At 72.5% G+C, this 21,602-nt stretch carries 22 protein-coding genes; 2 read left to right on the forward strand and 20 right to left on the reverse strand.

Annotation, left to right across the window (positions count from 1 at the left end; all coding sequences use genetic code 11):
• Positions 1-14: 14 nt before the first annotated feature.
• From ccsB to NV263_RS28825, 18 genes are all read right to left on the reverse strand, one after another.
• On the reverse strand, positions 15-1,025 hold the full coding sequence (gene ccsB / locus NV263_RS28740; RefSeq protein ID WP_263249950.1) for a c-type cytochrome biogenesis protein CcsB: 1,011 nt from the start codon (positions 1,023-1,025) through the stop codon (positions 15-17).
• Positions 1,025-2,635 carry a cytochrome c biogenesis protein ResB gene (gene resB / locus NV263_RS28745; protein ID WP_263249951.1) on the reverse strand — a complete coding sequence of 537 codons (1,611 nt, stop codon included), beginning with the start codon at positions 2,633-2,635 and terminating at the stop codon, positions 1,025-1,027. Before resB ends, ccsB begins: the two co-directional genes overlap by 1 nt.
• Positions 2,635-3,417, reverse strand: a complete 783-nt coding sequence (locus tag NV263_RS28750; RefSeq protein ID WP_263249952.1) for a cytochrome c biogenesis CcdA family protein — start codon at positions 3,415-3,417, stop codon at positions 2,635-2,637. The genes resB and NV263_RS28750 overlap by 1 nt, the downstream gene beginning before the upstream one ends.
• Before the next feature lie 314 nt (positions 3,418-3,731).
• Positions 3,732-4,322, reverse strand: a complete 591-nt coding sequence (locus NV263_RS28755; protein ID WP_263249953.1) for a TlpA family protein disulfide reductase — start codon at positions 4,320-4,322, stop codon at positions 3,732-3,734.
• A complete protein-coding gene (locus NV263_RS28760) occupies positions 4,319-4,954 on the reverse strand; it encodes a histidine phosphatase family protein (protein ID WP_263249954.1) in 636 nt (211 codons plus the stop codon). The genes NV263_RS28755 and NV263_RS28760 overlap by 4 nt, the downstream gene beginning before the upstream one ends.
• Positions 4,951-6,288, reverse strand: coding sequence for a glutamate-1-semialdehyde 2,1-aminomutase (gene hemL, locus NV263_RS28765; RefSeq protein WP_263249955.1), 1,338 nt, complete (start codon positions 6,286-6,288; stop codon positions 4,951-4,953). The genes NV263_RS28760 and hemL overlap by 4 nt, the downstream gene beginning before the upstream one ends.
• A gap of 151 nt (positions 6,289-6,439) precedes the next feature.
• Positions 6,440-6,781 carry a hypothetical protein gene (locus NV263_RS28770; RefSeq protein WP_263249956.1) on the reverse strand — a complete coding sequence of 114 codons (342 nt, stop codon included), beginning with the start codon at positions 6,779-6,781 and terminating at the stop codon, positions 6,440-6,442.
• A 155-nt stretch (positions 6,782-6,936) separates the two neighbouring features.
• On the reverse strand, positions 6,937-7,380 hold the full coding sequence (locus NV263_RS28775) for a hypothetical protein (RefSeq protein WP_263249957.1): 444 nt from the start codon (positions 7,378-7,380) through the stop codon (positions 6,937-6,939).
• Complete coding sequence (locus NV263_RS28780; protein ID WP_263249958.1) at positions 7,367-7,771, reverse strand: hypothetical protein; 405 nt, start codon at positions 7,769-7,771, stop codon at positions 7,367-7,369. Before NV263_RS28780 ends, NV263_RS28775 begins: the two co-directional genes overlap by 14 nt.
• Positions 7,771-8,433, reverse strand: coding sequence for a hypothetical protein (locus NV263_RS28785; RefSeq protein ID WP_263249959.1), 663 nt, complete (start codon positions 8,431-8,433; stop codon positions 7,771-7,773). The genes NV263_RS28780 and NV263_RS28785 overlap by 1 nt, the downstream gene beginning before the upstream one ends.
• Positions 8,434-8,495: 62 nt before the next feature.
• Positions 8,496-8,969: a hypothetical protein gene (locus NV263_RS28790; protein WP_263249960.1), complete on the reverse strand. Its 474-nt coding sequence runs from the start codon at positions 8,967-8,969 to the stop codon at positions 8,496-8,498.
• A 10-nt stretch (positions 8,970-8,979) separates the two neighbouring features.
• Complete coding sequence (locus NV263_RS28795) at positions 8,980-9,549, reverse strand: hypothetical protein (protein WP_263249961.1); 570 nt, start codon at positions 9,547-9,549, stop codon at positions 8,980-8,982.
• The gene (gene hemB, locus NV263_RS28800; protein WP_263254409.1) at positions 9,546-10,520 is read right to left on the reverse strand and encodes a porphobilinogen synthase; all 975 of its coding nucleotides are present in this window, start codon (positions 10,518-10,520) and stop codon (positions 9,546-9,548) included. The genes NV263_RS28795 and hemB overlap by 4 nt, the downstream gene beginning before the upstream one ends.
• A 177-nt stretch (positions 10,521-10,697) precedes the next feature.
• Positions 10,698-12,230 carry a bifunctional uroporphyrinogen-III C-methyltransferase/uroporphyrinogen-III synthase gene (locus tag NV263_RS28805; protein WP_263249962.1) on the reverse strand — a complete coding sequence of 511 codons (1,533 nt, stop codon included), beginning with the start codon at positions 12,228-12,230 and terminating at the stop codon, positions 10,698-10,700.
• An 18-nt stretch (positions 12,231-12,248) separates the two neighbouring features.
• Positions 12,249-13,184 carry a hydroxymethylbilane synthase gene (gene hemC / locus NV263_RS28810; RefSeq protein ID WP_263249963.1) on the reverse strand — a complete coding sequence of 312 codons (936 nt, stop codon included), beginning with the start codon at positions 13,182-13,184 and terminating at the stop codon, positions 12,249-12,251.
• A complete protein-coding gene (locus tag NV263_RS28815; RefSeq protein WP_263249964.1) occupies positions 13,181-14,590 on the reverse strand; it encodes a glutamyl-tRNA reductase in 1,410 nt (469 codons plus the stop codon). The genes hemC and NV263_RS28815 overlap by 4 nt, the downstream gene beginning before the upstream one ends.
• Positions 14,587-15,441 carry a redox-sensing transcriptional repressor Rex gene (locus NV263_RS28820; protein WP_380756208.1) on the reverse strand — a complete coding sequence of 285 codons (855 nt, stop codon included), beginning with the start codon at positions 15,439-15,441 and terminating at the stop codon, positions 14,587-14,589. Before NV263_RS28820 ends, NV263_RS28815 begins: the two co-directional genes overlap by 4 nt.
• Before the next feature lie 326 nt (positions 15,442-15,767).
• Positions 15,768-16,004 carry a glutaredoxin family protein gene (locus tag NV263_RS28825; RefSeq protein ID WP_263249965.1) on the reverse strand — a complete coding sequence of 79 codons (237 nt, stop codon included), beginning with the start codon at positions 16,002-16,004 and terminating at the stop codon, positions 15,768-15,770.
• A 402-nt stretch (positions 16,005-16,406) separates the two neighbouring features.
• Between NV263_RS28825 and NV263_RS28830 the strand changes: the two genes are divergently transcribed.
• Positions 16,407-17,036 (forward strand): RNA polymerase sigma factor, encoded by a 630-nt coding sequence (locus NV263_RS28830; protein ID WP_263249966.1) that lies wholly within the window; start codon positions 16,407-16,409, stop codon positions 17,034-17,036.
• 183 nt (positions 17,037-17,219) lie between these two features.
• Positions 17,220-18,083, forward strand: a complete 864-nt coding sequence (locus NV263_RS28835) for an HAD family hydrolase (RefSeq protein ID WP_263254413.1) — start codon at positions 17,220-17,222, stop codon at positions 18,081-18,083.
• Positions 18,084-18,088: 5 nt separating this feature from the next.
• Here the strand turns inward: NV263_RS28835 and NV263_RS28840 are convergent, their stop codons facing one another.
• Together NV263_RS28840 and NV263_RS28845 are read right to left on the reverse strand one after the other, a co-directional pair.
• The gene (locus NV263_RS28840) at positions 18,089-20,593 is read right to left on the reverse strand and encodes an ATP-dependent Clp protease ATP-binding subunit (RefSeq protein ID WP_263249967.1); all 2,505 of its coding nucleotides are present in this window, start codon (positions 20,591-20,593) and stop codon (positions 18,089-18,091) included.
• 83 nt (positions 20,594-20,676) lie between these two features.
• On the reverse strand, positions 20,677-21,600 hold the full coding sequence (locus tag NV263_RS28845) for a lysophospholipid acyltransferase family protein (protein ID WP_263249968.1): 924 nt from the start codon (positions 21,598-21,600) through the stop codon (positions 20,677-20,679).
• Positions 21,601-21,602 lie beyond the last annotated feature (2 nt).

Genomic DNA, 21,602 nt, shown 5'->3' on the forward strand with positions numbered 1-21,602 from the left:
CCGCAGCGGGCGGCTCAGGAGCCGGGAAGTCCGGCGTAGGAGTGCAGCCCGGCCACCACGATGTTGACGAAGAACAGGTTGAAGATCATCACCGCCAGGCCGAAGATGTTGATCCACGCGGCGCGCGCGCCCCGCCAGCCCGACGTCGCGCGGGCGTGCAGGTAGGCGGCGTAGACGACCCAGGCGATGAACGAGCAGGTCTCCTTGGGGTCCCAGCCCCAGAACCGGCCCCACGCGGCCTCCGCCCAGATCGCCCCGGCGATGATCGTGAAGGTCCAGATCGGGAAGGTGACGACCGTGGTCCGGTAGGCCAACCGGTCCAGCGCCTGGCTGGTGGGCAGCCGGGAACCGACCTTGGCCATCTTGAGCGGGTTGTTCTCGTACCGGGAGCGCACCAGGTACAGCACGCTGGCCACACCGGCGAACAGCAGGGCACCGCTGGAGATCACCGCGGCCGTCACGTGGATGGTGATCCAGTACGACTGGAGCGCGGGCTGCAGCGGGGCCGCCTTGGCGTAGAGCACCGTGCCGGACAGGAACAACAGCACGATCATCGGCAGCATCACGAAGCCGCCGAGCCCGCGCAGCTGCGACGGGGTGGCGTCGCGACGACCGACGCGCAGTTGGCGGAACAGCACGACGGTCCAGGCGACGACCGCCGCGAAGCAGATCGCCGAGCCGAACTCGTACATGTTGCCCCACGGCGCCCGGCCGGTGGCCAGGCCGCGCAGCACGATGGAGGTGAGGTGCACCAGCGCACCGAGCACGGTCATGGACACGGCCATGCCGCCGACCCGCTCCGCGAGCGGACGCTTCGGCGCCTCCGCCACGTGCCCGACCGCGGGCTTGCTGGTCGTCTCGCCGCCCCCGGCGCCCACCAGGACCGACTCCCGTTCCGGAGCCGCCCTGCGGGCCCTGCCGTAGGCGAATTCGCCGAAGTACAGCAACATCGCGGCGATGTAGATGACCACCGAGGTGGCGTAGGCCATGTCGCTGTACGTCGCCAGCGTCTGGTTGACCGGCATCAGTTCTTCCTTCCGCGCGCTCCAGCGGCGACCGCACTCGACTGCGGCGAGCCATCGTCCTGCGTGCCGAGCAGATCCGCGGCCAGCCTGGTGAACTCCTCGCCATAGCCGGCCTGGTCGGTGCGGGCGAGTCCGCCGACCTCGACGACGGTACGCGCCGAGTCCTCCGGGTGCCGCCGGACCCGCACCCACACCCGGCGGCGCTTGATGATCAGGGACGTCCCGATGCCGAAGACGATGGTGATCGCGAAGAACAGCACCCACGCCTCGAACGGGTCGTGCGAGATCTGCAGGTTGACCCAGCGCTGCACCCCGTCGAAGTGCACCGTGGTGCCGTCGTCGAGGCGGACCTCCTGGCCCACCCGCAGGTTCTGCCGGGCGACGCGCTTGAGCCTGCCGTTGGCCACCATGGACTGATCGACGCTGAAGATCGACTGCCCCCGGCCGGAGTCCAGACCCAGGTCACCGCGCAGCACGTCGACGGCCACCGTCGGATCGAGCAGGTCCGGGAACCCGGAGCTGAGCAGCGTCCCGCTGTAGTTCGCCGTCGGCGCGAACAGGCCGGTCACGGCGATCTGGTTCTGCCTGCGCTGCCGCTCGTCCTGCACGCCCGGCGGGTCGAACTTGGTGGCGCCCTGCGAGAGCATCGTCGTCGGGTCGACCGGCTGCCACTGCACGACCTGCGTGCGCCGCTGGCCGTTCGGGAAGGTGACGGTGAACTTCGGCGCGTAGCCGTTGCCAGTCAGGTAGACCCGGTCGCCCGCGGTCCGCAGCGGGTGGTTGACCTGGAGCAGGTACGGGCGCCAGGCGTCGTTCTGCAGGTCGTCGCCGGACTGGTATTGCAGGTCGGCGCGGAAGTCCACGGCCTGCCCGGTCGGCAGGTACCGGGTGTGGTAGTCGTTCACGCGCACGCAGAACGGGTCCAGCTGGGTCCCGTCGACCCGCAGGCCGGCCCGGAACGAGTCGTAGTTGTAGGTGCCGGCGTTGCAGAACTCGGAGCCGTCGGCCATCACGATGACCTGGCCCTCGTAGCCGTAGAACTTGCCGCCCGCCACGCCGATGAGCAGGCCGATCAGCGCGAAGTGGAACACCAGGTTGCCGACCTCGCGCAGGAACCCGCGTTCCGCGCTGATCGAGCGGGAGCCGTCGTCCTCCTCGCGCTCGACCTTCCGCCAGCCCTTCAGACGCCGGTGCGCCGCCGCCACGACCTCGTCGACGGACGAGTCCACAGTGGTCTCGGCGTGGTGCGGCATGCGGGCCAGGTTCCGCGGCGTGCGGACCGGTTCGGCGCGCAGCGCCTTGTAGTGCTGCCAGCACCGGGGCAGCAGGCACCCGATCAGCGAGATGAACAGCAGCACGTAGATCGAGGCGAACCAGACCGACCCGAACACCTCGAACGCGCCGATCTTGTCCAGCACCGGCGCCAGGTTCGGGTACTCCCGGAAGTACTTGTCCACCTCGCCCGGGTTCAGCGACCGCTGCGGGATCAGCGCGCCGGGCAACGCGGCCAGGGCGAGCAGGAACAGCAGCACCAGCGCGGTGCGCATCGAGGTCAACCCGCGCCAGGTGTTGCGCAGGAAGGCGAGTGCGGTGGCCAGCTGACTACGCATCAGATCGGCGTCTCAAAGCCGGCGATCGGTCCACGAAGCAACGCGATCAGCTCTCCCCACAAACCGGTGACGAGCAGGAGGCCCACCACCACCAGCAGTGCACCGCCCGCGATCTGGATCGCCCGGGCCCGCCTGCGCAGCCAGCCCGCGCTCCGGACGGCCCAGCGGGCTCCCAGCGCGAGCAGCACGAACGGCACCCCGAGTCCCAGGCAGTAGGCGACGACCAGCAGGATCCCGCGGACCGCGGTGCCCGCGCTGACCTCGGTGCCCGCCGCCACCGAGATGACGCCGATCAGCGTCGGCCCCAGGCACGGGGTCCAGCCCAGGCCGAACACGGCGCCCAGCAGCGGCGCTCCCCACATCCCGGCGCTCGGCACCCGGTGCACGCGCACGTCGCGCTGCAACGCCGGGACGAGCCCCAGGAACACCAGGCCCATCGCGACCGTGACGACACCGCCGACCCGTTGCAGCACGTCCTCGTTGGCCAGCAACGCGTCCGACAGCCCGAGCAGCAGCAGCGCACCGGCGGCGAACACGACGCTGAACCCGAGCACGAACAGCAACGCGGCTCCCGCGACCCGCCAACGACCCCGGCGGACCTGCTCGGCCTCGGCCGCGTCGACCGGGGGCGCGTCGGCCCCCACCACGCCCGCCAGGTACGCCAGGTAGCCCGGCACCAGCGGCACGACGCAGGGGGAAGCGAAGCTGAAGGCCCCGGCGAGCGCGGCGACGCCGGCCGCGAGCAGCAGCGGGCCGGACGCGGCGAGCTCGGTGGGGTTCACGCTTCGAGGGTAGGGGCGCCATGAGCACCACCCGGCACCGGGCTCGGTGAACGCGCCCACATCATGCCTGGTCGAAGGCCCTGCGCAGGCGGAAACCGGACCTGCCAGGGCCGTTGGTCCCGGACTTTCGAGACCAACGCGGCCTGGCGGTGTGGCCGGACTTACACCCGACCCTGAGTCCTGTCCTTGAACTCGGTTCCGGCGGGGCGTGGTAAGCGGCGCCAGCCGCTTTCTCTTTCGGTGAGCGGTCTCGCCACTTGCACCGCCACTCAAAACGAGTTCAAAGACAGGCTCTGAGGTGCTCGCCAGCCGGGTCAGTGCTCGGCGGCGACCTTCTGGACCTCCGGGAGCAGCTCGCTCTGCACGACCTGGGTCAGGTAGATCGCGGCGACCCGGTGCTGGCGGTCCAGCACGATCGTCGCGGGCACCGTGGCGCGCGGGAACTGCCGCAGCGCCAGCAGGCTGCGCCCGGCCGGGTCGTAGATCGACGGGTAGGTCAGGCGGCGGTCGTTGTGGAAGTCCGTCGCCGCGCTGCGGTCGTCGCGCACGTCGATGCCCAGCACCTGGACGCCCTGCGGCCCGGCCTGGTCCTGCACGGCCTGGAGGTCATCGGCCTCGGACCGGCACGGCCCGCACCACGAGCCCCAGATGTTGAGCACGACGACCTTGCCCTGGAAGTCGTCCAGCGAGATCCGCTTGCCGGACTCGGTGAGGCTCTCGCCACCCAGCCCGGAGACGTGACCGCGCTCGTCGGGCTGGTAGAAGAGCCTGGTCTGCCCGCCTGGCGAGACGAACGTGAACTCGCCGCCCTGCTTGGAGACCGCGTCGTCACCCTGGGTCGCGCAGCCGCCGACCAGCACCGCCGCCGCGGCCGCCACGGCCAGGCGGGCCAACAGTCGTTTCATGCTCCTGTCACCTTCGGATCGGTCCCGCCCGCCGGTTCCACGTAGGCGATCCGCACCAGCTCCTCGTCGTCGAAGACGAGGCTGGTCAGCGACGCCAGCGCGCACTGCCGACGGCGCGGGTCGTGCCACATCGGCCTGCCCTCCAGGAACCGCCGCAACGTCCAGATCGGCAGCTGGTGCGACACGCACACCGCCTCGTGCCCGGCCGCCCGCGCGCGGGCGCGGTGCGCCGCGCCGAGCATGCGGTGCGCGATCTCCAGGTAGGGCTCGCCCCAGGACGGCCGGAACGGGTTCCACAGCTTCGGCCAGTGGCTCGGCGAGCGCAGCGCGCCGTCCCCGACCGACACCTTCAACCCCTCGAAGAGGTTGCCCGCCTCGATGAGCCGGTCGTCGGTGGCGACGTCGAGCTGGAAGGCCGCGCCGACCGGTTCGGCGGTCTGCTGCGCGCGTTGCAGCGGGGACGCCACGACGTGGGTGATGTCGCGGTCCGCCAGGAACTCCGCGACCACCTTCGCCTGCCGCTCGCCGCGGTCCGACAGCCGGTACCCGGGCAGCCGCCCGTACAGGACCCCCTCCGGGTTGTGCACCTCGCCGTGGCGCAGGAAGTGCACGACGGTCCGCTCGCCGCTCATGCGCCCGCCTCCGCTGCGGCGGCGGCCCGGGCCGCGTGCGGCAGGGCGTCGGCGATGATCTCGAACGCCTCGTCGTCCATGGCGGCGTTGACGAACCAGCACTCGAACGCGCTCGGCGGCGGGTAGACGCCCCGCCGGAGCAGTTCGTGGAAGAACGCCGGGAACCGCCAGGTCTGCTGGGCCTGGGCCTGCTCGTAGTCGCGCACCGGGGTCTCGCTGAAGAAGACGCTGAGCATGTTGCCCGCGAACTGGACCTGGTGCGGCACGCCCGCGCTGGTCAGCGCCTCGCCGAGCAGGTCGCCGAGCCGCTTGCCGTTGCGGTCCAGCGCGGCGTAGGCGTCGGCGTCGGCGGCGCGCAGGTTCGCCAGCCCGGCGGCGACCGCGATCGGGTTCCCGGCCAGCGTGCCGGCCTGGTAGACGGGGCCGGAGGGGGCGAGGCGAGCCATCACGTCGGCGCGGCCGCCGAATGCGGCGGCGGGCAGCCCACCGGACATCACCTTGCCGAAGGTGTAGAGGTCACCGGCGACGCCGTCCACGCCGTACCAGCCGGCGGACGACACCCGGAAACCGGTCATGACCTCGTCCATCACCAGCAGCGCACCGGCGTCGGAGGTGATCTCCCGCAGCCCGGCGTTGAACCCGGCCACCGGCGGGACGGCGCCCATGTTGCCCGGGGCGGCCTCGGTGATCACGCACGCGATGTCGTCGCCGTGCTCGGCGAACGCCCGGCGCACGACGTCGAGGTCGTTGTACGGCAGCACGATCGTGTCCGCCGCCTGCGCGCCGGTCACCCCGGGCGAGCTGGGCAGGCCCAGCGTGGCGACACCGGAACCGGCTCCGGCCAGCAGCGAGTCGACGTGGCCGTGGTAGCAGCCGGCGAACTTGACGACCTTGCGCCGACCGGTGAAACCGCGGGCCAGCCGCACCGCGCTCATGGTCGCCTCGGTGCCGGAGTTGACCAGCCGGACCTGCTCGACCGGTCCGACGCGGTCGATGATCTCCTGCGCCAGGTCGATCTCCCCCACGCCCGGCGTGCCGAAGGACAGGCCGTGCTGCGCGGTCTCCCGTACCGCGCGGACGACGTCCGGGTGGGCGTGGCCGTTGACCATCGGCCCCCACGAGGACACCAGGTCCACGTACCGGTTGTCATCGGCGTCCCAGAGGTAGGCGCCCTGCCCGCGCACCATGAACCGAGGGGTCCCGCCCACCGACTGGAAGGCGCGGACCGGCGAGTTGACGCCGCCCGGCGTCACCGCGAGCGCGCGGTCGAACAGCTCCCGGGAGCGCGGCGCCGGATCGTTGTTCTGGTTCGATGCAGGATTCTCGGCTGTCACGACCCCAGTCTGACAGGCGCGGACCTGTGAACGGCCACACCCTGCGCCTGACAACCCGGCTGCGAAACCGTCGTGCGCGGCGGTGCCGGCTGCGAGACCGCTCACCGGGGAGGCGAAGCGGCCACCGCCACCCAGGCCGAAGACGGGACCTTCAGCCGCGCGGGCGCACCCGCAGCGCCAGGGCGACCTGCCGGACCGCGTTGATCAGCAGCAGCCCGGCCGCGGTCGCCGCCGCCACCGCCACGGCCAGCCAGCTGCCGATGGACCGCGTCACCACGTCGGTACCCCCCGCGGGCCCGGGAAGCGCGATCGTCAGCGAGCCCCGGCTCCAGGACCACCACGCGGCCAGCAGCAGCACCACCGCGCCGACCAGCTCGAACCCGGCGACGGCCGCGCGCCACGGCTGGTTCAGCCCACCGCTCCCGCGCGAGGTCTCCACGGCGTCCTCATCGACCTTCGGCCCGTCCGCAGGCCACGGTTCCGGAACGGTCACGCGCGAAGCCTCTCACGCCTGCCCGCCGCCGGGCACCGCGAGGTCGGGGGCACAGCCGAACCGCCCGGGGCACTGTGCCGTTCGGCGTGCGGATCAGCTCAGCGCAGTCCCCGGGCAATCCGATCGGGCGACTCCTGCCGCGCCACGCGCGGACGTCAGGACTTCTCCACCAGCCGGGCCAGGGCCGCGGCGAGGGCTGCGGGGTCCTTGGCCCAGGCGAGCACGACGCGGTCGTCGGTGAGGCGCAGCGGGATCTCGCCGGTCCCCTTCGGAACGGTCCAGGTGCCCCCGAGGACGCGGGCACCGACCGGGGCTCCGACGTCGGTCACCTCGGCGATCCGGGAGATCTCCAGTTCCTCGCGGCCGAGCGAGAGGGACGCGGGCGTCAGCCGCACCGAGCACACCCGACGTCGTCCGTACACCCACACCGCCGCCGCGGCGGCGAGCGCCAGCGCCACCAGCACCCAGGTCACCGGATGCACCGAGCCCGGTGAGATCACCTCCACGAGCACGCCGACCAGCGCGAACGCCGGGCCCCACAACACCGGCCACCAACTGCTGCCGGGTTCGGCGTACAACTCGGGATCAGTCGTGCTCACCGGTCAACCACTCCGTGCTCGGACGACGCCACATCAGCACCGCGGCCGTCCCGCCCAGCACCACCAGGACCGCCTGCGCGCCCAGGACCGCACCGGTGCCCAGCAGCATGAGCAGGTGCACCAGCGCGAACACCGACAGGACGATACGCACCCACGGGCGGCGCCGGAACAGCATCGCGCCGAGCACCAGGTACGCCGCCACCAGCACGGCGGCGAGCGCGGTGTGCACCAGCAGCAAGCGCGCGGCGTCGGCGGGCGGCGCACCCGGCCGCGGCGGCGCGCCGGTACCGACCGTCCAGGTGAGCGCGGTCAGCGCCGCGAGCAGCAGCGCCACCACCCACCACAGCGAGATCGCCCACCGCAGCGGGCGAGGCGGCCCGGACTCGACCATCACCGCAGGTGGGCCGCTGCCTGGAAGTACCAGTTGGACGGCTTGGCGTAGGCCAGCACCAGGAACCCGACCATCGCCACCAGCCCGAGCCCGCCCTGGACGTAGGTGAGCACCGCGAAGGCGGTGGGCGGCTGGATCCTGCTCGGCACGCCGCCGGCCCCGACGCCACCGTTGACCAGCAGGTAGACCGAGAACAGGACGAACAGCGACGCGAACACCGTCAGGGTGACCCGCGCCCAGTTGCGCCCGGCGCGCATCTTGAACCCGAACAGGATCCACAGGAAGGTCAGGACCAGGTAGACGACCGTGAACAGGGCGAACACGAACATGATCCCGGCCTTGAAGAAGCTCAGCGTGCGCTCCAGCTCCTGACCGCTGCCACCCAGGTCCCGCACGCTGGAGGCCATGGCGCTGTCGGCCCAGTTGAACAACAGCAGGTAGCCGACGACCGAGATCACGGTCACGGCCAGCGGCACGATGATGGCGATCCAGAACGCCCCCTCGACGGTCTTCGGACGCGACAGCCCCGCCATCTCCTGCTGCGGCACCGGCGGCGCCGCGTACGGGTTCTGCTGGTACTGGGGGTACGGCTGCTGGAAACCGCCGGACTGCGGGTACTGCGGATATCCGCCCTGCTGCCAGGGACCTTGAGGCGTTGTCACGCGACGAACAGTATGGATCCGGCGCGCGCGGTGTCCACCGGATCGATCGAAACCGTCGCAGGTCACCCGTGGCGGAAGTAGGCGTTCGACGGCGCGAGGTAGGCGTAGACGAGCGTCACGAGCAGCGCGACGAGTTGCAGCAGCGACAGCAGTTGGGGGCCCACCCCGCCCTCGGCGCCGCCGAGCGCCGGCGGGAGGGCGAGCAGGAACCACAGGACGCCGACCACGGTGATCACGATGCGGGCCCAGTTGCGCCCGCGCCGCATGAAGAACAGGAACAGGATCCACAGGGCGGCGATCACCGCGACGATCACGAACATCGCGACCACGGCCGTCCGGTAGATCGCCCGCGCCTGGTCGAGCGTGACGGGCCGGCCCTGCGCGGCCAGCTGGTCCACCACGGCCCGCAGCTCGGCGTCCGAGACCACCAGCAGCGCCGTCGCGAGCACGCCGAAACCGACGACCACGCTGGCGATGCCCGCCCAGAACGAGGTGTCCACGGTGGACGGACGAGGTGCTTCCCGGGGCGCCGTCACGCGCCCCACGCTAGGACGGGCGCTGCCCGGCCGCTACCCGCGAGCGCACGGCGGTGAAGTACCGGTTCGACTCGGGCCGGTACATCAGCACCAGCGCGGCCACCTCCAGCACCATCACGACCGCCGAGAACCCCATGTCCACCGCGCCGGGGCTGGTCCCGGTCAGCCGCGTGATCAGCTCCGACCCGAGCATCGACACGGTCACCAGGCTGATCAGCGTGAAGAACGAGCTGAGCCCGCCGAACACGGTGAGCACCACCCGAGCCCAGTTGTGCCCCTGCACCATGCGGTTCGACAGCAGCACGTACACGGCCAGGCTGAGCAGCGAGAACACCAGCGTGAACATGATCCCGCTGTTGGCCGCGGAGTCCAGCTGCACCTGGTCGAGCTGGGGCTGGATCCGGTGCAGCTCCTCGATCAGCGACGTCCGGTCGGCGAGCTTGACGAACGAGTGCACGAACCCGACCAGCACCGAGGCGATCCACACCCGGCGCGCCAGCAGCAGCGGCCGGGGAGGGGTCGGCGGCGTCTCCCGCACCGGCCGGCCGAACGCGTCCGTCCGCTGGGGCGGTTCGGTCATGCCCGCAGCCACCACGCCGCCTCGGCCGCCCAGTACGTCAGGACGACGTCCGCGCCCGCGCGCCGGATCGACGTCAGCGACTCCAGCACGGTGCGCTCGCGGTCCAGCCACCCGTTGGCGACCGCCGCCTCGATCATCGCGTACTCGCCGGACACCTGGTAGGCGGCGACCGGGACGTCGGCCACGCCCGCGATGTCCCGCAGCACGTCGAGGTAGCTCATGGCGGGCTTGACCATGACCATGTCGGCGCCCTCGGCGAGGTCCAGATCCGCCTCGCGCAGCGCCTCCCGGCCGTTGGCCGGGTCCTGCTGGTAGGTCTTGCGGTCGCCCTGCAACTGCGAGTCGACGGCGTCGCGGAACGGCCCGAAGAACGCGGAGGCGTACTTCGCCGAGTAGGCCAGGATCGCCGTGTCGGCGAAACCGGTCGCGTCCAGCGACTCGCGGATCACGCCGACCTGGCCGTCCATCATGCCGCTGGGCCCGACGACGTGGGCGCCGGACTGGGCCTGCACCACGGCCATCTCGCCGTAGAGCTGGAGCGTGCGGTCGTTGTCGACGGTGCCGTCCTCGTCCAGGACGCCGCAGTGGCCGTGGTCGGTGAACTCGTCCAGGCACAGGTCGGCCATGAGCACCGTGTCCGACCCGACCTCGGCGGACAGGTCGCGCAGCGCCACGTTGAGGATGCCGTCCGGATCGACGGCGCCGGAGCCCGTGGCGTCCCGCTCCGCGGGCACGCCGAACAGCATCAGACCGCCGACCCCGGCGGACACCGCCTCGACCGCGGCCTTGCGCAGCGAGTCGCGGCTGTGCTGCACGACCCCGGGCATCGACGGGATCGGCACCGGCTCGCTCGCGCCCTCCCGGACGAACATCGGCAACACCAGGTGCCGCGGCTCCACCGACGTCTCGGACACCAGGCGGCGCACGGCGGCGTTGCGACGCAGCCGCCGCGGGCGGTGCGACGGGTACATATGGCGGCTCCCCACGCTCGACACCAGCGACACCCCGAGCGTAGCCACCGCCGGCACCGGCCCCGGAGCCGGTACGACGTGATGTTCCCTCCGTCTCAGGAGCTGTCCGGACACCCCGCCGAGAACGCGGAAAGGCACCCCGGGACCGGTGGTCCCGAGGTGCCTTCCGGGGTCGCGTCAGCTGCGGCGGGTGCGCTTGGCCTTGCGGGGCGGCGGCAGAGCGCCTTCGGCGCGGAGGCGGGCGGCGTGCTCGGCGAGCGCGTCCACCAGCTCCTCCACCCGCGGGGCCTCGGGCTGGACGTCCACCCGCAGGCCGAACTCCTTGGCCGTCTCCGCGGTGTTCGGACCGATGCAGGCCACCAGCGTCCGGGCGTGCGGCTTGCCCGCGATGCCGACCAGGTTGCGGACCGTGGACGACGAGGTGAAGCACACCGCGTCGAAGCCACCCGTCTTGATCATCTCGCGGGTCTCGGCCGGCGGCGGCGCGGCGCGCACGGTGCGGTAGGCCGTGACGTCGTCGACCTCCCAGCCGCGCTCCCGCAGCCCGGCCGACAGCGTCTCGGTGGCGATGTCGGCGCGCGGCAGCAGCACCCGGTCCACCGGGTCCAGGACGTCGTCGTGCGGCGGGAAGTCCTGCAGCAGGCCCTCGCTGGACTGGTCCCCGGAGGGCAGCAGCTCGGGCGTGATGCCGAAGTCGCGGACCCGCTGCGCGGTGGCCTCGCCGACGCAGGCGATCTTCACACCGGAGAAGGCCCGCGCGTCCAGGCCGAACTCGTTGAACTTCTCCAGCACCGCGCGGACCGCGTTGGCCGAGGTGAACACCACCCACTGGTAGCGGCCGTCGACCAGGCCCTTGACGGCGCGCTCCATCTGCGCCGGGCTACGCGGCGGCTCGACCGAGATCGTCGGCACCTCGTGGGAGACCGCACCGTGCGACCACAGCCGCTCGCTCATCACCCCGGCCTGCTCCTTGGTGCGCGGCACCAGGACCTTCCAGCCGTACAGCGCGCGGGACTCCCACCAGGACAGCTTGCTGCGCTCGGCCGCGACGTCGCCGATCGTCACCACGAGCTGCCCCTGCAGCTCACCGGCGTCGGCGGCCAGCGAGGCGAGGGTGGTGTCGATGGTGCGCTGCTGCACGGTGGTGCCCGACGCGGTCACCGCGACCGGGGTCTGCGCGGGTTTGCCGTGCTCGACCAGCGCGGACGCCGCCTCGGCGAGGTGGCTGCCGGTGGTGTGCAGCACCAGCGCACCCGGGACGGCGGCCAGCGACGCCCAGTCCACGTCGCCGCGCACGTCCACCTCGGTGTGCACCGCGCCGAGCGCGACGCCGGCGTAGGCCGGAACCGCGCCACCGGCGGCCACGCCCGGGATGACGTCGAAGGCGGCGCCGGTCTTGGCGACCTCCTGCACCTCGCGCACGACCGCGTCCGCGGTCAGCGGGTCGCCGGCGACCAGCCGCACCACGGGGCGGCCGGTGGAAGCCTCGTTCGCCAGGTCCTTGGCCACGTCCGCCGGATCGCCCACGGCGGGCCGCACCTCGGCGCCGTCCGCGGCCAGGCCGACGATGTCGGCGGGAACGTCCGGATCGGTCACCAGCACCGAAGCGCGGGTGATCGAGTCCCGCCCCCGAACGGTGAGCAGTCCGGCGTCACCGGGACCGGAGCCCACGAAAGCAATCCGTCCGGGGGTCTTGCGTGCTCGGGTCATCAGGGCACTCCCCATCAACTACTGCCCGGGTCCGCTGAGCAAAGCGGCCCTGGCTTCGAGCAGCTCCGCGGCCAGGTCCCGGCCAAGCTGCTCGGCGGCGGTCGTCTCACCAGTGACGGAGGCGCGCACCAACTGGTCGTCGTCGGTCGCCACCACCCCGCGCACGGACAGCCGCTGCGCCACGCGGCCCTCCTCGTCGAGGTCCTCCACCACTTCGGCCAGCGCGCCGACGGGCGCACTACAGCCCGCTTCGAGCGCGGCCAGCATGGCGCGCTCGGCGGCCACCGCGGCGCGGCTGGCCTCGTCGTCCAAAACGGACTGCAGCAGGTGCTCGGTGTCCACGTCGTCGACGCGGCATTCCACTGCCAGCGCGCCCTGGGCGGGCGCGGGCAGCATCTGCAGTGGATCGAGCGTTTCCGTGATCACCTCAAGCCGGCCCACCCGGGCCAGCCCGGCGCGGGCGAGCACGACGGCGTCCAGCTCGCCGTCGGTCACCTTGCGCAGTCGGGTGTCCACATTGCCGCGGATGCTGCGCACCTCCAGCCCCAGGCCGAGGGCCTTCAGCTGGCTGGCGCGGCGCGGCGAACCGGTGCCCACTACGGAGCCCGGGGGCAGTTCGCCGAGCGTCAGACCGTCCCGGGCGGCCAGCGCGTCGCGCGGGTCCTCGCGGACCGGCACGGCGGCCAGCGACAACCGGGGGTCCGGTTCGGTCGGCAGGTCCTTGTACGAGTGCACCGCCACGTCGACCTCGCCGGCGGCGAGGGCCTCGCGCAACGCGGAGGTGAACACGCCGACGCCGATCTCGGCGATCGGCGCCATCGAACGGTCACCGGGGGTCGTCACGGTGACCAGCTGGGTCGCGTACCCGGCGCGCTCCAGCTGCTCGGCGACCCACGTGCTCTGCGCCATCGCCAGGGCGCTGCCGCGGGTGCCGATGCGGAGGGTCTTCTTCACCGGTCCTCACCGTCCTGCTCGGGTCGATCGCACAGGTCCGCGCGTCCGGCGGCCTTGGCCCGCTGGGTGCGTCCCACCGACGCGCCCGCGGCCGATTCCTCGGCTTGCGGGACGCCGATGAGGGCGGTGGTCTGCGGATCGAGTTCGAAGAGCTCGCGCAGCGCGTCGGCGTAGCCGGCCCCGCCGGGCACCGACGCGAGTTGTTTGACCCGCACGGTCGGGGTGTGCAGGAGTTTGTCCACCACGCGGCGCACCGTGCGGGCGAGTTCGCCGCGCACGTCACCGTCGAGATCGGGCAGCCGGGAGTCCAGCCGCAGCAGCTCGGAGTCGACGACCTCGGCGGCGCGCTTGCGCAGCGCGGTCACCGTCGGGGTCACCTCGGCGGAGCGCTGCGCGGCGAGGTAGCCGCGCACCTCCTCGGCGACGATGCGGGCGGCGCGCTCGGACTCGCCGCCACCGTCGCGTTCGGACAACCGCTGCTGCAGGGTCTCCAGGTCCACCACGGTGACGCCGGGCAGTGCGGCCACCTCGGGCGCGGTGTCGCGCGGCAGACCCAGGTCGCAGAACAGCAGCGGACGCTCGTCGCGGACGGTCAGCGCCGCGGACACCACGTCCTCGGTGACCACCGCACCGACCGCTCCGGTGCAGGTCACGACCAGGTCGGCGGCGGCGATGGCGGCGCTGAGATCGGTCAGCTCGGCGGTGTCGACGGCCACGCCCTCGGCGCGCAGCGACTCGGCCAGCCGCTCGCCGTTGGACGCGGTGCGGTTGGCGATCACCACCTCGCCGATGCCCGCGCGGCGCAACTGCGCCGCGGCCAGGCCGCCCATCGACCCGGCGCCGACCAGCAACGCGTGGCGGCCCGCCAGGCCGTCCAGCGCGGCCTCGGCATCCGACAGCGCCTCGGAGACCACCGACGCGCCCTCGGCGTCGATCCCGGTCTCGGCGTGCACCCGCTTGCCGACCCGCAGCGCCTGCTGCGCCAGCTCGTGCAGCGTGCGCCCGACCGTCCCGGCCTCGTCCGCGACGCCGTAGGACTGCCGCAGCTGGCCGAGGATCTGCGCCTCGCCGACCACCATCGAGTCCAGCCCGGCGGCCACCGAGAACAGGTGCTCGACCGCGGCACCCGCGTAGTAGACGTAGAGGTGATCGGCCAACTCGGACACCTCGGCACCGGCGTGCCGGGCCAGCACCGAGGTCACGTCGTCCAGCCCGCCGTGGAACGTCTCGGCCACCGCGTACACCTCGACGCGGTTGCACGTGGACACCACGAACGCCTCGCAGACGTGCTCGCGCCGCAACATCTCGTCCAGGATCTTGACGACCTCGTCGCCACCGATCGCGACGCGCTCCAGCACCCGCACCGGAGCGCTGCGGTGCGAGATCCCGACAGTGAGCAGGTTCACAGCCGTTCCACCATCCCGTTCACGGAGTCGAACTCGTCAGGCACCCGGACACCCGTGCCCGGCGGACCGATGTCGGCTCCGTCGACTTCGGACTCACCCGCGACACCAGCCTCCTGCTGCCGCCGCGCCACGTGAAAGGACAGGATCTGCATCTCCACCGCCAGGTCGACCTTGCGCACCTCGACGTCCTCGGGGACCTGCAGGACGACGGGCGCGAAGTTCAGGATGCACGTGACGCCCCCGGCGACCAAACGATCACAGACCTCCTGGGCGCCCTGCGCGGGCGTGGCGATGACGCCGATGGTGATCTCCCGCTCGCGGCAGACCTCGACGATGTCGTCGATGTGGCTGACCGGGATACCGCCGACCGGCACGTCGACCAGGTCCGGGTCGAGGTCGAACAGCGCGGCGACCGGGAAGCCGCGGCTGGGGAACCCGCCGTAGTTGGCCAGTGCGTGGCCGAGGTTGCCGATCCCGACCACGGCGACGCTGTGCTTGCGGGTCAACCCGAGGGTGCGCTCGATCTGGCCGATCAGCACCGCCACCTCGTAGCCGACACCGCGGGTGCCGTAGGAACCGATGTAGGACAGGTCCTTGCGCAGCTTGGCGGAGTTCACCCCCGCCGCGGTGGCCAGCTCGTCGCTGGAGACCGTGGTCACGTCCTGGTCGCGCAGGCCGGACAGCACGCGCAGGTAGACCGCCAGCCGCGCGACCGCGGCCTCCGGGATCGCCCTGGCGCGCTCGCGGGCCGCCGGTACCTCGATGGTCTCCGGTGAACTGGCGGGCTCCGACGGGGAGTCGGACTCGGCCCGCCCGTCCCCGTCCCGCACGTCCTCTCCGTGGGCCGTCACGCTGACTCTCCCTCGCCCCTGCCTGCTGCGTTCGTCCGCGCGCGAGTTCGCGCGCGGCCGGCGGTGGCCGCCTGCTCCCCGGCGTTCGTGCTCCGACGACGTCGAGCGCGCACCTGTGCGGGCCCGCTGGTTCGCCGAATGCCGGATCCCACTCGCACGACCTCACCGTAACTATTTGTGAACACACGCACAAAGTTGCCCCGGTCGGGCGGCCCCGGACGTGCGGACCTCCGCCGACATCATCGCTGATGGCCCCCCGACGTGCCAAAACGCGTGGTCCGGGGCACGCTCCGGGCATCCGGCCGCCGCGACCGAGCAAGATCGCGTCAGGGCGACAGGGCGGCCCGCAGGCGCGGTTCCTCGACCTTCCAGAAACCGTGCTCGCGACCGTCGACGAGGATCACCGGCACCCGGTCGCCGTACTCGGCGCGCAACTCCGGGTCGGCGTCGACGTCCTGGCTGGACCACGGCACCCCGAGTTCGGAGCAGATCCGCCGGACGTCGGAGATCGCCTGCTCGCAGGCGTGGCAATCCCGGCGGGTCATCACCGCCACCTCGTGCATGCCGCCTCCGTGAGTGCCGAAGCGCTCGACCACCCCGACCGCCGCCCCCGTGGAGGCGCTGCGCGCCGCGGTGCCCGACCCGTCACCCGGCCGCCGCCCCCAACGAGGCGCTGCGCGCCGCGGTGCTTTTTCCCAAAGTACCTCCGGCCGTTCACACCTCCGGCGCCCGGTCGTGGGGAAAACCGCCGGTCAGGGTGGGCAACATCACTCCGCGCACCGGGTCCGAGCCGCTCCGGACACCGCGCCGGGGCCGAAATTCACCGCGCCGTCACACTACCTACTTCCGAGTAACAACACGTATGCTGCTCCTCCAACGCCCACGCCACCGGCGTGCCAGGCCCGCCTCACCTGGGATGTCCGCTCCCCGGGCCGGTGCGCCAACGACGGCAGGAGGTCGCTGACATGAGCAGTGCCCGGACGCTGGCCCCCCTCGCCCCGGACGCCGACTTCCGCACCGACCTCACGGCACCGCGCACCGGGCCCGGCACGTGGGCCTACGTGACCGCCGCGCAACGCGGCGACAGCGCCGCGTTCGGCCGCCTCTACGACGAGTACGCCCAGGTCGTCTACAGGTACGTGCTGTTCCGGGTCAGCGACCCCTGCCTGGCCGAGGACATCACCAGCGAGACGTTCCTGCGGGCGCTGCGCCGCATCGCCTCGGTCAGCTACCAGGGACGCGACGTCGCCGCGTGGTTCATCACGATCGCCAAGAACCTGATCCTCGACCACGTCAAGTCCAGCCGGACCCGGCTGGAGGTCCCCACCTCCGACCTCACCGACACCTCCCCGGCCGCCCGCTCCCAGCTCGGCCCCGAGCAGCGCGTGCTCGCCGACGCCACCCACCGCGAGCTGCTGCGCTGCGTCCGCGAGCTCAACCCGGACCAGCGGGAGTGCATCCGCCTCCGGTTCCTGCAAGGGCTCACGGTGACCGAGACGGCCGCGGCGATGCGGCGCAACGAGGGCGCGGTCAAGGCGCTGCAGCACCGCGCGATCCGCCGGCTCGCGCAGCTCCTCCCGGACGATCTCCGCTGATCCCACCGCCGGGGCGGCCAGGGTCGCTGGCCGCCTGCCTTAAGCTGGTACCTCCAGGCCGGAAAGCTCGCACAGCACACAGGAACACCGGAGGACCCGGGAGGCGCGGCGGTGCCGACACGTCAGGGCTCAGCCGATGACGCGGACCAGGGCGGTGCTCGCACGTCCGGCGGCGGGAGACCCATCGACAGCGCCAAGCTCGCGGGTCGGGCCTCGGCGGAGGCGGCCGTGGCGGCCGCACCGGGACCGGACGAGACGCTGGCGGCTCCGCCCGACCTCACCGCGGCGGCGTTCTTCGACGTCGACAACACGATGATGATGGGCGCCTCGCTGTTCCACTTCGCCAGGGGCCTGGCGGCGCGCAAGTTCCTCACCGCCACCGACCTGGCCGGGTTCGCCTGGCAGCAGCTCAAGTTCCGGGTCGGCGGCCGGGAGAACGCGCACGACATGCAGGCCAGCCGGGAGCAGGCGCTGTCGTTCGTGGCCGGGCGCCGGGTCAGCGAGCTGGTCGAGCTCAGCGAGGAGATCTACGACGAGCTGATGGCCGACCGCATCTGGGCGGGCACCCGGGCACTGGCCCAGATGCACCTCGACGCCGGGCAGCGGGTGTGGCTGGTGACCGCGACTCCGGTGGAGCTCGCCCAGATCATCGCCCGGCGGCTGGGCCTGACCGGGGCGCTCGGCACGGTCGCCGAGAGCGACCGCGGCGTCTACACCGGCCGGCTGGTCGGCGAGATGCTGCACGGCCGCGCCAAGGCGCACGCGGTGCGGGCGCTGGCCGCCAGCGAAGGGCTCGACCTGCGCCGCTGCACGGCGTACTCGGACTCGGCCAACGACGTCCCGATGCTCTCGGCGGTCGGCACCGCGGTCGCGGTGAACCCCGACCAGCGGTTGCGCGACATCGCCCGCGCCCGGGGCTGGGAGGTCCGCGACTTCCGCACCGGCCGCAAGGCGGCCCGCATCGGGTTCAACTCGATGCTCGGCGCCAGCGCGCTGGCGGGCGCGGTCGCCGCCGGACTCGCCTACCGCCGCCGCGACCGCTCCTGACCCGGTCACGAAGAGGCGGCCTCCGCCATCCCGCCGGACTCCTCCGGGCGGGCCAGCGCGCAGACCAGTTCGTCGTCCTCGACCGAGGCGATGATCGTGTCGCCCGGCTGGACGTCACCGCCCAGCAGGAGGCGGGAGATCCGGTTGTCCAGCTGGGTCTGGATGGTGCGGCGCAGCGGCCGGGCGCCGAACTGGGGCTGGTAGCCGCGTTCGGTGAGCCAGTGCTTGGCCTCGTCGGTGACCTCCAGGTCCACCTCCTGGGCGCGCAGCAGCCGGCGGCTGCGGTCCAGCAGCAGGTCGACGATCCGGGACAGCGCCTGCTGGTCGAGCCGGTGGAAGACGATGACCTCGTCGATGCGGTTGAGGAACTCGGGCGCGAACCCGGCGTGCAGGTCGTCCATCAGCCGGTCCCGGATCTCCTCCACCGGGCCCTCGTGGGCCAGGATCCGCTGCGCGCCGATGTTGCTGGTCATGATGACCACGGTGTTGCGGAAGTCCACCACGCGGCCCTGCGCGTCGGTGAGCCGCCCGTCGTCGAGGACCTGCAGCAGCGCGTTGAACACGTCCCGGTGCGCCTTCTCGATCTCGTCGAACAGCAGGACGCTGTAGGGCTGGCGGCGCACCTTCTCGGTCAGCTGGCCGGCCTCCTCGTAGCCGACGTAGCCGGGCGGTGCGCCGACCAGCCGGGACACCGTGTGCTTCTCCTGGAACTCGCTCATGTCGAAGCGCACCAGCCGGTGCTCGTCGCCGAACAGCATCGCGGCCAGCGCCTTGGCCAACTCGGTCTTGCCGACGCCGGTCGGGCCGAGGAACAGGAACGAGCCGATCGGCCGGTCCGGGTCGCCCATGCCCGCCCGGTTGCGCCGCACCGCCTCGGCGACCGCGGTGACCGCCTCGTCCTGGCCGACGACCCGCTCGTGCAGCGCCTCCTCCAGCTTGAGCAGCTTCTCCTTCTCGCTCTCGGTGAGCTGGGCGACGGGGATGCCGGTGCGGCGCGAGATCATCTCGGCGATGTCCTCGGCGGTCACCGCGGCGACGCCCTCGCGGCGCTCGGAGAGCCCGGCCAGCTCGCCCTCGGCGTCCTCGATGCGCCGCTTGAGCTCGCCGGCCCGCTCGAAGTCCTCGGCCGAGACCGCCTCGTCCTTCTCCCGGCGCAGCTTGGCGATCTCGTCCTCCCGCTCCCGGACGCCGGTGCTGCGGCGCAGCGACCGCAGCCGCACCCGGGCGCCCGCCTGGTCGACGAGGTCGATGGCCTTGTCGGGCAGGAACCGGTCGCTGACGTAGCGGTCGGACAGCTCGGCGGCGGCGCGCAGCGCCTCGTCGGTGAACCGCACCCCGTGGTGCGCCTCGTAGGAGTCGCGCAGCCCTTCGAGGATCTGGACGGTCTCCTCCACCGTCGGCTCCGGGATCATCACCGGCGCGAAGCGGCGTTCCAGCGCCGCGTCCTTCTCGACGTGCTTGCGGTACTCGTCGATCGTGGTGGCGCCGACGACGTGCAGCTCACCCCGGGCGAGCGCGGGTTTGAGGATGTTGCCCGCGTCCATGCCGCCCTCGGACGCCCCGGCGCCGACCACGGTGTGCAGTTCGTCGATGAACAGGATCACCGAGCCCTCGGCCTCCCGGACCTCGTCGATGACCTTCTTCAGCCGCTCCTCGAACTCGCCGCGGTACTTCGACCCGGCCACCAGCCCGGTCAGGTCCAGCGCCACGACCCGCTTGCCCTGCAACGTCTCGGGGACGTCCCCGGCGACGATGCGCTGGGCGAGCCCCTCGACGATCGCGGTCTTGCCGACGCCGGGTTCACCGATGAGCACCGGGTTGTTCTTCCCGCGCCGGGACAGGATCTCCACGGTCTGCTCGATCTCCTCGCCCCGGCCGACGACCAGGTCGAGCCGACCGGCGCGGGCCTGCTCGGTGAGGTCGCGGCCGTACTCGTCCAGCGTGGGCGTGTCGCTGGAGCCGGTGGCGGGCGCGCCCTCCGCGGCGGCCGAGCGGTCCGTGCGGTCGCGCAGCTTGTCGGTGTTGATCTCCTGCGCGCGCAGCAGCTTCACCGCGGCGCTGTCCGGGTCGTCCAGCAGGGCGCCGAGGATGTGCTCCGGGCCGATGTAGGACACCCCGGCGGCCTGCGAGCGGGCGTGCGCGCCGATGAGGGCGCGCTTGGCGGCCGGGGTCAGGCCGGGCCGGGCGGCGGGCTGGCCGCTCTCCCCGGGCAGGATCGCGGCGATCCGCTCCGCGAGGTGGTCGGGTTCGGCCCCGGCCTGCTGGAGCAGCTTGCGGGACGGGTCGACCTGGGTGGCCGCCCACAGCAGGTGCTCGGTGTCGAGTTCGCCGCTGCCGTCCTGTTCGGCCCGCTCCGAGGCGGTGCGGATCAGGTCGGTCGCCGAGTCGGTGAGCAGGCGGCCGATCGGCACCCGCTGCACCGCGGGCGGCGAACTCGTCGGCGACATGCCGAAGAACCGGTTGAGCAGCTCGGCGAAGGGGTCCTGGGAGCCGAAACCCGGCAGGCTCATGGCGACCACCGTCCGAAGTGGACAACTCCGCGGAGCGTGTCCGAGGTAGGTGAACACGGGCTCGGCGGGCGCCCGACGCGGTGTCAGCCGAGGAAGACGTTGCGCCGCTGGGCCAGCAGCCGGTACAGGGTCTGCTGGATGATCTCGCGCACCTGGTCGGCCAGGCCGAACACGAGCATCGGGTCGTCCGCCGCGCCCTGCGGGTACCCAGCGGTCTCGACCGGCTCACCGAACTCGATGTACCACTTCGAGGGCAACGGGACCGCGCCCAGCGGCCCCAGGTGCGGGAAGAACGGCGTCACCGGGAAGTACGGCAGCCCCAGCAGCCGGGCCAGCGGCCGGATGTCGCCCAGCTTCGGGTAGATCTCCTCGGCGCCGACGATCGCGCACGGCACGATCGGGGCTCCGGTGCGCAGTGCGGCCGACACGAACCCGCCGCGGCCGAACCGCTGCAACTTGTACCGGTCCTTGAACGGCTTGCCGATGCCCTTGAAGCCCTCGGGCCACACGCCGACCAGCTCACCGTCGGTGAGCAGCCGCTCCGCGTCGGGGTTGCAGGCGAGCGTGTGCCCGGCCTTGCGGGCCAGCGGCCCCACCACCGGCAGGCGGAACACCAGATCGGCGCCGAGCATCCGCAGGTGGCGCTGCGCCGGGTGGTGGTCGTGCAGCGCGACGGTGGTCATCAGCGCGTCCCACGGCAGGGTGCCGGAGTGGTTGGCGACGACGAGCGCCCCGCTGCCGGCGGGCACGTGGTGCAGGCCGACGGCCTCCACCCGGAACCACCGGTCGTAGAACGGGCGGAGCAACCGCAGGAACACCTCGTCGTTGAGCTCCTGGTCGAAGCCGAACTCGTCGACCTCGTAGTCGCCGAGCAGCCGCCGCCGCGCGAACGCCAGCGCCCCGGCGACGGCGCTCTCCCAGCCCGGCGCCTGCTCGGGCGCCTCGGGCGGCGGGTCGGGCTGCTGCTGCGCTCGCGGGTGCAGCGGGATCACCTGCGCGTCGGCCATCG

It is taken from the genome of Saccharopolyspora rosea, from assembly GCF_025643595.1.
Taxonomy (GTDB): domain Bacteria; phylum Actinomycetota; class Actinomycetes; order Mycobacteriales; family Pseudonocardiaceae; genus Saccharopolyspora; species Saccharopolyspora rosea.

Excerpts from the sequence above, each read along its gene's own strand:
- NV263_RS28755 (WP_263249953.1), bottom strand. The coding sequence starts at position 4,322 with ATGAAACGACTGTTGGCCCGCCTGGCCGTGGCGGCCGCGGCGGCGGTG.
- NV263_RS28760 (WP_263249954.1), bottom strand. The coding sequence starts at position 4,954 with ATGAGCGGCGAGCGGACCGTCGTGCACTTCCTGCGCCACGGCGAGGTG.
- NV263_RS28825 (WP_263249965.1), bottom strand. The coding sequence starts at position 16,004 with ATGCACGAGGTGGCGGTGATGACCCGCCGGGATTGCCACGCCTGCGAG.
- ccsB (WP_263249950.1), bottom strand. The coding sequence starts at position 1,025 with ATGCCGGTCAACCAGACGCTGGCGACGTACAGCGACATGGCCTACGCC.
- resB (WP_263249951.1), bottom strand. The coding sequence starts at position 2,635 with ATGCGTAGTCAGCTGGCCACCGCACTCGCCTTCCTGCGCAACACCTGG.
- NV263_RS28830 (WP_263249966.1), top strand. The coding sequence starts at position 16,407 with ATGAGCAGTGCCCGGACGCTGGCCCCCCTCGCCCCGGACGCCGACTTC.
- hemB (WP_263254409.1), bottom strand. The coding sequence starts at position 10,520 with ATGTACCCGTCGCACCGCCCGCGGCGGCTGCGTCGCAACGCCGCCGTG.
- NV263_RS28795 (WP_263249961.1), bottom strand. The coding sequence starts at position 9,549 with ATGACCGAACCGCCCCAGCGGACGGACGCGTTCGGCCGGCCGGTGCGG.
- NV263_RS28840 (WP_263249967.1), bottom strand. The coding sequence starts at position 20,593 with ATGAGCCTGCCGGGTTTCGGCTCCCAGGACCCCTTCGCCGAGCTGCTC.
- NV263_RS28845 (WP_263249968.1), bottom strand. The coding sequence starts at position 21,600 with ATGGCCGACGCGCAGGTGATCCCGCTGCACCCGCGAGCGCAGCAGCAG.
- NV263_RS28780 (WP_263249958.1), bottom strand. The coding sequence starts at position 7,771 with ATGGTCGAGTCCGGGCCGCCTCGCCCGCTGCGGTGGGCGATCTCGCTG.
- NV263_RS28805 (WP_263249962.1), bottom strand. The coding sequence starts at position 12,230 with ATGACCCGAGCACGCAAGACCCCCGGACGGATTGCTTTCGTGGGCTCC.